Below are 11,773 nucleotides of genomic sequence, written 5' to 3'. Positions count from 1 at the left end.
GGGGGGGGGGGGAAAAAGATTAGCCAAAAAAATCGACCCCCCCCCAACCCCCCCCCCCACCCCCCCCACCCCCCCCTCCCCCCCCCCCTCTCCCACAGTGGTTTAGAGTCGTGTCGGAATCACGGACACAAACAAAAACGCCCCGATCACTGATCGAGGCGTTTTTTATGGCCATTTCGCCGGTTATGCGGCAATCGACAACTTGAGCTTGTTCATCGCGCTCTTTTCAAGCTGGCGAATACGCTCGGCCGACACGTTGTACTTCTGCGCCAGGTCATGCAGCGTGGCTTTTTCTTCTGCCAGCCAGCGCTGGTAGAGGATGTCACGGCTGCGATCGTCCAGCACTTCCAGTGCTTCGTGCAGGTTGTGGTTGGAGTTGTCGCTCCAGTCCGCGTCTTCCAGCTGACGGGCCGGGTCGTACCGGTGGTCTTCCAGATAGTTGGCCGGCGACTGGAAAGCGCTGTCGTCGTCGGCTTCGGCAGCCGGGTCGAAGGCCATGTCATGACCGGTCAGTCGGCTTTCCATCTCGCGCACTTCCCGCGGCTCCACGCCGAGGCTTTCCGCCACGCGATGGACTTCCTCGTTATTCAGCCAGGCCAGACGCTTCTTCTGGCTGCGCAGGTTGAAGAACAGCTTGCGTTGGGCCTTGGTGGTTGCGACTTTCACGATCCGCCAGTTGCGCAGGATGAATTCGTGGATTTCAGCCTTGATCCAGTGCACGGCAAAGGACACCAGGCGCACGCCCATCTCCGGGTTAAAGCGCTTCACAGCCTTCATCAGGCCAACGTTACCTTCCTGGATCAGGTCAGCCTGAGCCAGACCGTAGCCGGAATAGCTACGGGCGATGTGTACGACAAAACGCAGGTGGGCGAGCACCATCTGCCGAGCCGCCTCAAGATCCTGCTCATAATAGAGACTCTCGGCCAGTTCACGCTCCTGCTCCGGCGTCAGCAATGGAATGCTGTTCACCGTGTGCACATAGGCCTCCAGGTTCGCACCCGGGACCAGAGCATATGCAGGCTGCAAAGAATTGGTCATACGAAAAAACCTCCGACTTACAAACTCGTGCAGTTAAGCACTGCGAAAATTGACCGGAAACCGCGAAACAAGTTCCCACAAAAACTGAAAGGTCAATACGAGCAAAATGATATTACTTTGGCGCAAGCTCCCTCAGGTGGCGAGCGACTGCAATCCATGCACCGATATACCCTAACAGCACCGCGCCAAGCAAGAGAGATAGACCATCGGCTACCGGCACGCCAGCCAGTGCGAAATCACTGCCGTACAAACCGGCCAGCCCCACTACCGCGTCGTTCAGCCAGTCCAGGCCGAACGCCAATACGCCCCAGGAAAGAATCCCCGCACCAAAGCCATAAAGCGCGCCCATATAAAGGAAGGGCCTGCGCACATAGCTGTCAGTGCCGCCGACAAGTTTAATCACTTCTATCTCTGTGCGGCGGTTTTCAATATGAAGACGAATGGTATTGCCTATCACCAAAAGTAATGCAGAAACCAGAAGCACGGTCAGACCGAAGACAAATCGGTCACCCAGCTTGAGGATCGCTGCCAGACGCTCGACCCAGACTAAATCAAGTTGCGCCTGCTGTACCTTCGGAAGCTCGGAAAGTCTTTGTCTTAATGCTTCAAGCGCCGACTTGTCGACTTCTTTTGGCGTTACCAGCACGACGCCAGGCAGTGGGTTTTCCGGGAGCTCCTTGAGTGCTTCGCCCAGACCGGACTGCTGCTGAAACTCTTCCAGCGCCTGATCCCGACCAACATACTCCGCATCCGCCACACCGGGCATGCCTTTGATCTGCTCGCGAAGCGCCTCACCCTCGGTCGGGCTCGCTTCGAGTTGCAGGTACAGGGAAATCTGCGCCGCACGCTGCCAGGACCCGCCAAGTCGCTCGACGTTACTTAGCAAAAGTGACAGACCCATGGGCAGGCTCAGGGCAACCGCCATCACCATGCAGGTGAAAAAACTGCCGATCGGTTGCTTGCCCAGTCGACGCAAACTGTCCAACAGACTGGCGCGATGACTCTCGACCCAGGCACGGAACAGCGTGGCGAAGTCCGGGCCATCATCGTCGTCGTGCTTTTTCTTGGTCGGTTGCGGATCGGCGGCTTTCGGCGCCACACGCTCGGAAACCTTTGGACTGCGTGTCGCACTCATACGCCGGCCTCCCCATCGCCAATCAATCGGCCGCGCTGCAAGGTCAGCATGCGGTGACGCATGCGGGCGATCAGGGCCAGGTCGTGACTGGCGATCAGTACGCTGGTGCCCAAGCGATTGATGTCTTCAAACACACCCATGATTTCTGCTGCCAGACGCGGGTCGAGGTTACCGGTCGGCTCGTCCGCCAGCAGCAAGGCCGGACGGTGAACGATGGCGCGGGCGATGCCGACGCGCTGTTGCTGACCGGTGGACAGGTCGCCGGGATACAAATCGGTTTTGTCCGACAACGCCACGCGCTCCAGGGCCGAATCCACGCGCTTGGCGACTTCGGCCTTGGACAAGCCAAGGATCTGCAGCGGCAGTGCGACGTTGTTGAATACGGTGCGATCGAACAGCAACTGGTGATTCTGGAACACCACGCCGATCTGTCGGCGCAGGAACGGAATCTGCGCGTTGCTGATAGTGCTCAAGTCTTGCCCTGCCAACAGCAGCTTGCCGCTGGTCGGGCGCTCCATGGCCAGCAACAAGCGCAACAAGGTGCTTTTACCGGCACCGGAATGCCCGGTAACAAACAAGAACTCGCCCCGACGGACTCGAAAGCTCAGCTCATGCAAGCCGACGTGACCGTTCGGATAGCGTTTACCGACCTGTTCGAAACGAATCATGAACGCTCCCGCTCGGCAAACAGTGCCTGGACAAAGGGTTCGGCTTCAAAAGTGCGCAAATCGTCGATGCCTTCACCGACACCGATGTAGCGGATCGGCAGGCCAAACTGTTTGGCCAGGGCGAAAATCACCCCGCCCTTGGCGGTGCCATCGAGCTTGGTCAATGCCAGGCCGGTCAGTTCGACAGTCTGGTTGAACTGTTTGGCCTGGTTGATGGCGTTCTGGCCAGTGCCGGCGTCGAGCACCAGCAGCACTTCGTGCGGCGCATCGGCGTCGAGCTTGCCGATCACCCGACGAACCTTTTTCAGCTCTTCCATCAAGTTGTCTTTGGTGTGCAGGCGGCCAGCGGTGTCGGCGATCAGCACATCAATGCCACGGGCCTTGGCGGCCTGCACGGCGTCGAAGATCACCGAAGCCGAGTCGGCACCGGTGTGCTGGGCAATGACCGGGATCTTGTTGCGCTCGCCCCAGACCTGCAACTGCTCGACCGCGGCGGCGCGGAAGGTGTCACCGGCGGCCAGCATGACTTTCTTGCCTTCCAGCTGCAGCTTCTTCGCCAGCTTACCGATGGTAGTGGTCTTGCCGGCACCATTGACGCCGACCACGAGAATCACGAACGGCTTGCTCTGCGAGACGATTTTCAGCGGCTGCTCGACGGGCTTGAGCATCGCCGCCAGCTCGCCTTGCAAGGATTTGTACAGCGCATCGGAGTCGGCCAGTTCCTTGCGTGCAACCTTCTGTGTCAGACGCTGGATGATCACCGACGTCGCTTCGACACCAACGTCGGCGGTCAGCAATCGGGTTTCGAGGTCATCAAGCAGATCGTCATCGATGGCCTTCTTGCCCAGGAACAGGCTGGCCATGCCTTCGCCGATGCTGGCGCTGGTTTTGGACAAGCCTTGCTTGAGACGGGCAAAGAAACCGGCTTTGGTTTCTTCGGTGCGCGGTGGCTCGACAGGCTTCTCGATGGGCGCTTCGACGGCGACGACAGGAGCAGCGACAACCGGCACTGGCGACGGCGCCTGAACAACCGGAGCGGCTGGCGCAGGAATGATCGGCTCCGGAACAACCGGCGCAGGTTCAGCCACCACAACGGGTGCGACAACCGGCTCAATACTTGGCGCCTGAACCGGCGCCGGCGCGAATGCCGTGGGCGCAGGAATCGGCGGTGTCACGTGCGGCGCCTGCTCGTCTTCGACCAGGGCCACCGGCTCTTCCGCCACCGGCAAGGTCAGCCAGGGCTCGGCGACCGGAGCCAGTGGCAACTCCGCTGCAACGTTATTAACGAGCTCGACGACCGGCGGCTGCACTGGCTCGACATTGGGAAACACAACCGGCGCCGGTTCAGCTTCTACCACCGGCGCGGGTGTTGGCTCAGGAAGTGGCTGTGGCTGTTCGACGACGGGTTCCTGCGGCTTTTTGCGCAGCCATCCGAACAGGCTTTTTTTCTCGCCAGCCGCAGCTGGGGTCTTCTTGTCGTCGTTGGAACCAAACATGGAGGACGGCTATCTCACGGTAGCGACGCGCCAACGGGCGCCCCGGCAAATAAAAATTCGATGCAGAACAGACTGCAATTGACCCAGCTTGTTCACGCGCAACATTTTGTCGAGGTGCAAGCAGCACCCCATGGAAACGATTTCACGAAGGACTAAAGCGGCAAAATCGGTGAAAAAGCAGAGTTTAGTTGATAAATCCCAGCTTTCTGCCGAAAACCCATACAACCTGATCAAACGCAAAGGCCTGATAGGCGTGGCCGCCAGTAAAACGGATCAGTATCCTAGCACCTCCTCGCCCGCCTAGGCTAAGACCAAGCGGGCAGCCCAACAGGTTTAAAAACGAATGAATGCTCTAGCCCGCCGCGCCGCAGGCCTGCTGCTCAGCACAGTTTGTCTGCCCCTTTCGGCCCTGGCTGCCGATCCGCAACCCACCCATGAATTCACCCTCGACAACGGCTTGAAGGTCGTCGTGCGCGAAGATCATCGTGCGCCGGTGGTGGTCTCTCAGGTCTGGTACAAGGTCGGCTCCAGCTACGAGACGCCGGGTCAAACCGGCTTGTCCCATGCCCTTGAACACATGATGTTCAAAGGCAGCGAGAAAGTCGGCCCCGGTGAAGCGTCGCTGATCCTGCGCGACCTCGGCGCCGAAGAGAACGCCTTCACCAGCGATGACTTCACCGCGTATTACCAGGTATTGGCCCGTGACCGCCTGGGCGTCGCCTTCGAACTGGAAGCCGACCGCATGGCCAGCCTGCGCCTGCCGCCTGACGAGTTCGCCCGGGAAATCGAAGTCATTAAAGAAGAACGACGCCTGCGTACCGACGACAAGCCAATGTCCAAGGCCTACGAGCGCTTCAAGGCCATGGCCTACCCCGCCAGCGGCTACCACACGCCAACCATCGGCTGGATGGCGGACCTGGACCGCATGAAAGTCGAAGAACTGCGCCGCTGGTATGAATCCTGGTACGTGCCGAACAATGCCACCCTGGTGGTGGTCGGCGACGTGACGCCAGATGAGGTCAAGACCCTGGCCCAACGTTACTTCGGTCCAATCGCAAAACGCGACGTGCCTTCGGCGAAGATTCCGCTGGAACTGGCCGAACCCGGCGAGCGCAAGATCACCCTGCACGTGAAGACCCAACTGCCGAGCCTGATGCTGGCGTTCAACGTGCCGAGCATCGCCACCGCTGAAGACAAGCGCTCGGTGAATGCCTTACGCCTGATCTCGGCCCTGCTCGACGGCGGCTACAGCGCACGCATCCCGACACAACTGGAGCGTGGCGAAGAGTTGGTGTCCGGCGGTTCGTCGAGCTATGACGCCTACACCCGAGGCGACAGCCTGTTCACCCTGTCGGCAACGCCCAACAGCCAGAAAAAGAAAACCATCGAACAGGCCGAAGCCGGTTTGTGGAAACTGCTGGAACAGTTGAAAACCACCGCGCCGTCGGCTGAAGAGCTGGAACGGGTGCGCGCGCAGGTCATCGCCGGGTTGGTTTACGAACGTGACTCGATCACCAGCCAAGCCACCGCCATCGGCCAACTGGAAACCGTCGGCCTGTCCTGGAAACTGATGGACACCGAACTCGCCGAACTGGAAAGCGTGACACCGGAAGATATCCAGAAAGCCGCCAAGCTGTATTTCACCCGCGAACGTCTCAGCGTCGCCCATGTTCTGCCGGAGGAGACGACTCATGAGTGATCGTAAAAAGCCACGCCTGGCCGTGTTCAGCCTGATCGCGGTCGCCCTGATCGGATCGGCTGCGTTTTATTTCTCCAGGACTGGCGAATCCAGTGCCAGCGAAGCCCTGGACAAGGCCAAGGCCAGCCAGAAGCTGCAATCGCTGACCGAACTCAACGGCAAGGCGCCGAGCCGTCGCAAGCTCGACGTGCAAACCTGGAGCACTGCCGAAGGCGCCAAGGTGCTGTTCGTCGAAGCCCGCGAACTGCCGATGTTCGACATGCGCCTGATCTTTGCCGCCGGCAGCAGCCAGGATGGCGACGCCCCTGGCCTGGCATTGCTGACCAACGCCATGCTCAACGAAGGCGTGACCGGCAAGGATGTCAGCGCCATCGCCCAAGGCTTCGAAGGCCTGGGCGCCGATTTCGGTAACGGTGCCTACAAGGACATGGCCGTTGCGTCCCTGCGCAGCCTCAGTGCCGTGGACAAGCGCGAGCCTGCGTTGAAGCTGTTCGCCGAGGTGGTCGGCAAACCGACCTTCCCCGCCGACTCGTTTACCCGCATCAAGAACCAGATGCTCGCCGGCTTCGAATACCAGAAACAGAACCCCGGCAAACTGGCCAGCCTTGAATTGATGAACCGCCTGTATGGCGATCATCCCTACGCCCATGCCAGCGATGGCACGGCGAAAACCGTTCCGGCGGTCACGCTGGCGCAGTTGCGGGCGTTCCACGCGAAAGCCTATGCGGCCGGAAACGTGGTGATTGCGCTGGTGGGCGATTTGTCCCGCACAGAAGCCGAAGCCATTGCCGCACAGGTATCCGCCGCCCTGCCCAAGGGGCCGGCCCTGGCGAAAATCGCCCAGCCGAGCGAGCCCAAGGCCAGCATCGGTCACATCGAGTTCCCGTCCAAGCAGACCAACCTGATGCTCGCGCAACTGGGCATCGACCGCGACGACCCGGACTACGCGGCACTGTCCATGGGTAACCAGATCCTCGGCGGCGGCGGTTTCGGCACGCGGTTGATGAGCGAAGTGCGCGAAAAGCGCGGTCTGGCGTATGGCGTGTACTCGGGCTTCACCCCGATGCAGGCGCGCGGTCCGTTCATGATCAATCTGCAGACTCGCGCCGAAATGAGCGAAGGCACCCTGAAGCTGGTACAGGACGTCCTGGCCGACTACCTAAAGACCGGTCCGACCCAAAAAGAACTGGACGATGCCAAACGTGAACTGGCCGGCAGCTTCCCGCTGTCCACTGCCAGCAACGCGGATATCGTTGGCCAGTTGGGCGCGATTGGCTTCTACAATCTGCCATTGAGTCATCTGGAGGACTTCATGCAACAGTCCCAGAACCTGACCATCGAGCAGGTCAAAGCGGCCATGAACAAACACCTGAGCACGGACAAAATGGTCATCGTCAGCGCTGGCCCGACCGTGCCGCAAAAGCCGTTACCGGCCCCTACTGATAAACCTGCCGAGCAACCGCTCGGGGTTCCGGAGCATTAATGGCCACTCAATCGCGATCCAAGAAACCCGTGCACAACGGCGTCAACCAGTTGCGCATCATCGGTGGGGAATGGCGCAGCCGCAAACTGAGCTTCCCCGACGCCCCGGGCCTTCGCCCGACGCCGGACCGGGTGCGTGAAACCCTGTTCAACTGGCTCGCGCCCTACGTTCCCGGTGCCAAGGTGTTCGATCCGTTCACCGGTAGCGGCGCGCTGTTCCTTGAAGCCTTGTCCCGTGGCGCAGCCATGGGACAGGCGCTGGATGCCAGCAGCCTGGCGGTGTCCAGCCTCAAGGAACACCTGGGCACACTGCGCTGCACCACCGGCCAGGTCCAGACCGCCGACGCCCTGCGCTATCTGGAAACCCAATCGGCAACAGCTTACGACCTGGTGTTCCTCGATCCGCCGTTCCACCAGAACCTGCTGCCCGTCGTGTGCAAGCTGCTCGAAGAGCGCCAGTGGCTGGCCGAAGACGCCTGGGTGTACACCGAAAGCGAAACCGCGCCATCGACGCTCGGCCTGCCGGGCAACTGGCGTCTGCACCGGGAACAAAAATCCGGGCAGGTCTATTATTCCTTGTGGCAACGTATGGCAGAGATCGCCGGCTGATCAACCGGCTTGAATACGGCGCACTTCCCAAAGGCGTGCGCCACTGCTCCGAGAACAATCGTGTCCCATCCGTCAGAACGCTTCGTCCCCGCCTTCGGCCTCGGCAACCCACACTTGCAGACCTTGTGGGGGCCGTTATGGCGCAAGACCACCCACATCGAACGCGAGCGTGAGCGCTTATGGCTGGAAGATGGCGATTTCCTCGACCTGGACTGGCACGGCCCCCACAGCGTCGATGCGCCGCTGGTGCTGGTGCTGCACGGGCTGACCGGCTCATCGAATTCGCCTTACGTGGCCGGAATGCAAAAAGCCCTGGGTGATCGGGGCTGGGCCAGTGTCGCGCTGAACTGGCGCGGCTGTTCCGGCGAACCCAATCTATTGCCGCGCAGCTACCATTCCGGCGCCAGCGAAGACCTTGCCGAAACCATCCAGCACCTACGGGCCAAACGGCCTCTCGCCCCACTGTATGCGGTCGGTTACTCCCTGGGTGGCAATGTCCTGCTTAAGCATTTGGGCGAGACCGGCAGAGGTAGCGGCGTACTCGGTGCGGTGGCGGTGTCGGTGCCATTTCGTCTCGACCAGTGCGCCGACCGGATCGGACAGGGCTTTTCCAAGGTCTATCAGGCGCATTTCATGCGCGAGATGCTGGCTTATATCAAGAACAAACAACGCCAGTTCCAGCACGACGGACGCGAGGATGGCCTGGCCGCATTGGCGGCGTTGGGTTCGCTGGAAAATATGCGTACGTTCTGGGATTTCGATGGCCGGGTCACCGCACCACTGAACGGTTTCATCGATGCCGAGGACTACTACCGCCGCGCGTCGAGCCGCTACTTCCTTGGGGAAATTCGTACGCCGACCCTGATCATTCAAGCGGCCGACGACCCCTTCGTTTTCCCCCACAGCCTGCCGCATGTCGATGAGCTGTCCCCCTGCACACAATTTGAATTGCAAGCCAGGGGCGGGCACGTCGGGTTTGTCGACGGCTCGGTCAGGCAACCGGGTTATTACCTGGAACGGCGCATCCCCCAATGGCTGACCACCGTGGGTCGGGCCTAAGCCATGAGCATCGATCAAGGCGAATCTATCCACTTCTGGCAAACGGCACCGTTGGCCGGCATCGAATTGCTGTCGGCACGTTACATCGATCACCGCTTCGCTCCCCACGTACATGACGGCTACGTCATTGGCATGATCATGGCCGGTGCTCAGCGCTACCGCTATCGTGGTGCCGAGCATCTGGCGGGCAGCGGTACGCTGGTGTTGATCAACCCGGATGAGCTGCATACCGGCCACAAAGGCACGGAGGATGGCTGGCTGTATCGAGCGTTTTATCCAGACACCGACCAGATCCTTTCATTGCTGGCCGAACTCGAATTGCCGACCCACCACCTGCCGGCCTTTGGCGCCACGCTGTACCGCGATCCGGACCTGGTAAACGGCTTCTGTCAATTGCACCGTTTGCTGGAAAGTCCGACCACCGCGCTGCAACAGCAGACGGCTTGGCGCGAACTCACGCTGTCGCTGTTGCAGCGTCACGCGGCCGTTGCGGATGCCGGCAAACCGGGCAAGGAACATCGCGCGGTGACACTCGCCAAGGAACTGCTGCACGCGCAACTGGCGGCGCCGCCTTCGCTGGAGGAACTGGCGGCGGCAGTGAACCTGTCGCCGTTCCATTTCGCCCGGGTGTTTCGTCGCGCCACAGGCATGCCGCCACACACTTGGTTGATGCAACAGCGCATCGCCCGGGCGCGGGCCTTGTTGCAGGGGGGATGCTTGCCGCTGGAGGTGGCGACACAGTTGGGGTTTGCCGATCAGAGTCATCTAAGCCGGCAGTTCAAGCAGGTGTATGGGGTGGGACCGGGGGCGTATCGGAACGCACGCCTGTCTTGACCCCCTGTAGGAGCGAGCTTGCTCGCGATGAGGCCATCATATTCAACGACGATGTCGACTTTGGCGCCGCCATCGCGAGCAAGCTCGCTCCTACAGGGGGCGCGGCGATCAGCCGCCGGTGGCGATCCCGCGCGCAGGATCATTGATCCACTCGCTCCACGACCCGGCATACAGCGAACCCAGCGGATAACCCGCCAGACACAAGGCAAACAGGTTATGGCAGGCCGTCACGCCAGAACCGCAGTACGCCACCAGATCATCTGGCGAGCGGTTCCCCAGTTTCGCGGCAAACCGCTGCTTGAGCTGATCGACTGGCAAGAATCGACCGTCGCTGCCCAGGTTGTCGGTGAACGCTGCGCATTGCGCGCCGGGAATGTGTCCGGCAATCGGATCGATCGGTTCCACTTCGCCTTTGAAACGCGGCAAGGCGCGAGCATCGAGCAAGGTCAGCTCGGGCTGGCCAAGACGCTTGTGCAGCTGTTCGGCATTGAGGATCAATGTGTTGTCCGGCGCCCCCGAAAAACTGCCCCGCTCCAGGTGCGGAGGATCAAGGCTCAAGGGCAAACCCGCCGCGTGCCAGGCCTTGAGCCCGCCGTCGAGAATGAACACGCCCTCACGCTTGCCCAACCAGGCCAGCAACCACCAGGCCCGCGCCGCGTAGGCGCCCGGACCGTCGTCATACAAAACCACTTCACTGTCGTTGTTGATGCCCCAGGCTTGCAGGCGCTCGATCAAACCGGCCGGCTCGGGCAACGGATGACGTCCGGTCACGCCCTTGACCACTTTGCCACTCAAATCACGTTCGAGATCGGCGAAGCTTGACCCGGCGATATGACCCTCGGCATAACTGCGCTGACCGTAATCGGGGTCTTCGAGGGCAAAACGACAATCCAGAATCACCAGCCCCGGCTGCTCCTTTTTCAGGTCCAACGCTTGCGGGCTGATCAATTGCGCAATGGGCATAACGGGCTCCTGTGATTAAACCGGGGTCGATCCTACTGCACTTTTCCATTCACGTCGGCTAGCTGGCCACTTCTTCCAGCGCCTGGGCCAGCGGTACGTAAAACTCTTCGAACAAAGCGTTAACCGCATTGCGCGCCTGATCGGTAACGAAGCCGGCCTCCAGCACCAACACCTGATAAACCCCGCGCTTGATCGCCTGCTCGCTGAGGTGGCTGGAGTTTTCCCGGGTGGTGCACAGGAAACGCACCCACGACGTGAGGATGATCCAGGCATTGAGGGTCAGGGATTCGATCTGCACCCGATCCATTTTCAGGATTCCGGCATCGACGAAGCCTTCATAGATATGCGTGCCCTGGATCAGGCAACGCTGGGAAAACCGACGATAGCGCGCCGCCAGGTCCGGATCGCTGTCGAGCAAATGCTCGAGGTCGCGATGCAGAAACCGGTAACGCCACATGGCCGACAGCAATTCCTTGAGGTAGAAGCGCTTGTCTTCCACCGTTGCCGCTCGCCCCTGGGGCGGACGCAGGAAGCTGTCCACCAGGCTTTCGTACTCGCTGAACAGCACGGCGATGATCGCCTGCTTGTTAGGGAAGTGGTAGTACAAGTTGCCCGGGGAAATTTCCATGTGGGCAGCAATGTGGTTGGTGCTGATGCTGCGCTCGCCCTGCTGGTTGAACAGCTCCAGGCTGTTTTGCACGATGCGCTCGCTGGTTTTTATTCGTGGGGCCATGGCTTGAGCTTAAATTCAGAGTGCGTTGACGGGCATCTTACGACCTATCCGGACAGG

12 protein-coding genes are annotated in these 11,773 nt (G+C 60.6%); 6 read left to right on the top strand and 6 right to left on the bottom strand.

Going from position 1 to position 11,773, the window contains the following annotated elements:
* Nucleotides 1-183: 183 nt before the first annotated feature.
* The 4 genes from rpoH to ftsY form a co-directional block, all read right to left on the bottom strand.
* The gene (gene rpoH / locus ACSFE6_RS23355; protein WP_047534555.1) at nt 184-1,038 is read right to left on the bottom strand and encodes an RNA polymerase sigma factor RpoH; all 855 of its coding nucleotides are present in this window, start codon (nt 1,036-1,038) and stop codon (nt 184-186) included.
* A 112-nt stretch (nt 1,039-1,150) separates the two neighbouring features.
* The gene (gene ftsX, locus ACSFE6_RS23350; RefSeq protein ID WP_435429794.1) at nt 1,151-2,173 is read right to left on the bottom strand and encodes a permease-like cell division protein FtsX; all 1,023 of its coding nucleotides are present in this window, start codon (nt 2,171-2,173) and stop codon (nt 1,151-1,153) included.
* Nucleotides 2,170-2,841: a cell division ATP-binding protein FtsE gene (gene ftsE, locus ACSFE6_RS23345; RefSeq protein ID WP_077046069.1), complete on the bottom strand. Its 672-nt coding sequence runs from the start codon at nt 2,839-2,841 to the stop codon at nt 2,170-2,172. The genes ftsX and ftsE overlap by 4 nt, the downstream gene beginning before the upstream one ends.
* Nucleotides 2,838-4,337 (bottom strand): signal recognition particle-docking protein FtsY, encoded by a 1,500-nt coding sequence (gene ftsY, locus ACSFE6_RS23340; RefSeq protein ID WP_435429793.1) that lies wholly within the window; start codon nt 4,335-4,337, stop codon nt 2,838-2,840. The genes ftsE and ftsY overlap by 4 nt, the downstream gene beginning before the upstream one ends.
* A 130-nt stretch (nt 4,338-4,467) precedes the next feature.
* Between ftsY and ACSFE6_RS23335 the strand changes: the two genes are divergently transcribed.
* From ACSFE6_RS23335 to ACSFE6_RS23310, 6 genes are read left to right on the top strand one after another with little or no spacing between them, the layout of a single operon-like run.
* A complete protein-coding gene (locus ACSFE6_RS23335; protein WP_435429792.1) occupies nt 4,468-4,641 on the top strand; it encodes a hypothetical protein in 174 nt (57 codons plus the stop codon).
* A 39-nt stretch (nt 4,642-4,680) separates the two neighbouring features.
* The gene (locus tag ACSFE6_RS23330) at nt 4,681-6,036 is read left to right on the top strand and encodes a M16 family metallopeptidase (protein WP_435429791.1); all 1,356 of its coding nucleotides are present in this window, start codon (nt 4,681-4,683) and stop codon (nt 6,034-6,036) included.
* A complete protein-coding gene (locus ACSFE6_RS23325) occupies nt 6,029-7,519 on the top strand; it encodes a M16 family metallopeptidase (RefSeq protein WP_435429790.1) in 1,491 nt (496 codons plus the stop codon). The genes ACSFE6_RS23330 and ACSFE6_RS23325 overlap by 8 nt, the downstream gene beginning before the upstream one ends.
* Nucleotides 7,519-8,127: a 16S rRNA (guanine(966)-N(2))-methyltransferase RsmD gene (rsmD, locus tag ACSFE6_RS23320; protein WP_435429789.1), complete on the top strand. Its 609-nt coding sequence runs from the start codon at nt 7,519-7,521 to the stop codon at nt 8,125-8,127. The genes ACSFE6_RS23325 and rsmD overlap by 1 nt, the downstream gene beginning before the upstream one ends.
* A 60-nt stretch (nt 8,128-8,187) precedes the next feature.
* On the top strand, nt 8,188-9,186 hold the full coding sequence (locus ACSFE6_RS23315; protein ID WP_435429788.1) for a hydrolase: 999 nt from the start codon (nt 8,188-8,190) through the stop codon (nt 9,184-9,186).
* A 3-nt stretch (nt 9,187-9,189) separates the two neighbouring features.
* Entirely contained in the window at nt 9,190-10,020 is an 831-nt protein-coding gene (locus tag ACSFE6_RS23310; protein WP_435429787.1) for an AraC family ligand binding domain-containing protein, read from the top strand.
* A gap of 108 nt (nt 10,021-10,128) precedes the next feature.
* Here ACSFE6_RS23310 and ACSFE6_RS23305 read toward each other — a convergent pair whose 3' ends face one another.
* Nucleotides 10,129-10,983, bottom strand: a complete 855-nt coding sequence (locus tag ACSFE6_RS23305; protein WP_435429786.1) for a sulfurtransferase — start codon at nt 10,981-10,983, stop codon at nt 10,129-10,131.
* A 58-nt stretch (nt 10,984-11,041) separates the two neighbouring features.
* Nucleotides 11,042-11,716, bottom strand: a complete 675-nt coding sequence (locus tag ACSFE6_RS23300) for a TetR/AcrR family transcriptional regulator (RefSeq protein ID WP_435429785.1) — start codon at nt 11,714-11,716, stop codon at nt 11,042-11,044.
* Nucleotides 11,717-11,773: the final 57 nt, after the last annotated feature.

Origin of the sequence: Pseudomonas baetica (assembly GCF_051216495.1) — a bacterium.
GTDB classification, from domain to species: domain Bacteria; phylum Pseudomonadota; class Gammaproteobacteria; order Pseudomonadales; family Pseudomonadaceae; genus Aquipseudomonas; species Aquipseudomonas baetica_B.
The sequence above is the reverse complement of the archived record's forward strand: the minus strand, read 5'-3'. Positions and strand labels throughout refer to the sequence as shown.